Genomic DNA, 930 nt, shown 5'->3' on the forward strand with positions numbered 1-930 from the left:
GGATGCGGGTCATGAACTGGTCAAAAAAAGAGTGGAAGGCGAAGTCCTGCATGGGCGTTGCGACTCCTTCGTGGTTGAGACTGATGTGCATTACCCGACCGATATCAACCTGCTCTTTGACGCCACGCGCAAGGTGATCGAACTGAGGGCGCGCCTGAGCGCCGATCAAGGGATGAGCGACTGGCGGCAGCACGCCTACAACGTCAAGCCCCTCAAGCGGCACCTGCGCACTGCGCAGAGCACAAAGCACCGCAAGGCCCGTAGCGAAGCGCAGAAACAGGCCAATGACAATCGCCTTATCGAGGCCTACCAAACCTACTTGGCGGTCGCCCAAGCCTACCTGGACAAGGCACAGGAGACGCTGAGCAAGACCCCCGCGTCTAGCGGTGCTGGCGGCATTGAGCATCTGGCCGCCAAAATCGAGATCGAACAGTTCATCGAACATGCCGTACGGCAGATTGACCAGACCCGGCGGCGCGTCATTCTGGGAGAAACCATTCCGCATGCCGAGAAGGTCTTTTCGGTATTCGAGACGCACACGGAATGGATCAGCAAAGGCAAAGCCGGCGTACCGGTCGAACTGGGTTTACGGGTCTGCGTTATGGAAGACCAGCACCGCTTCATCCTGCATCATCAGGTCATGGAAAAGCAAACGGACGACCAGGTCGCCGTGGCCATGGTCAAAGAGACCAAGCAGCATTTTGCCAACTTGGAGGCCTGTAGTTTTGACAAAGGATTTCACTCACCAGAAAACCAGCAGGAACTACAGGCGCATCTGAAACGGGTGGTGTTGCCGCGAAAAGGTAAGCTGTCGCAACAGGCACAAGCGGTGGAAGGCGCGGAGGATTTCGTCAAAGCTCGACGTCAGCACTCGGCGGTCGAGTCAGCGATCAACGCACTGGAGGTCCATGGTCTTGATTACTGTCCGGA

The 930-nt window shown here is 57.2% G+C and carries 1 protein-coding gene; it reads left to right on the forward strand.

All coding sequences use genetic code 11. The features are described from left to right. Nucleotides 1–930, forward strand: a 930-nt coding sequence (locus CAPSK01_RS00010) for an ISNCY family transposase (protein ID WP_273702774.1), incomplete at both ends; no start/stop codon positions are given.

This window comes from Candidatus Accumulibacter vicinus (genome assembly GCF_000584955.1).
GTDB lineage: Bacteria > Pseudomonadota > Gammaproteobacteria > Burkholderiales > Rhodocyclaceae > Accumulibacter > Accumulibacter vicinus.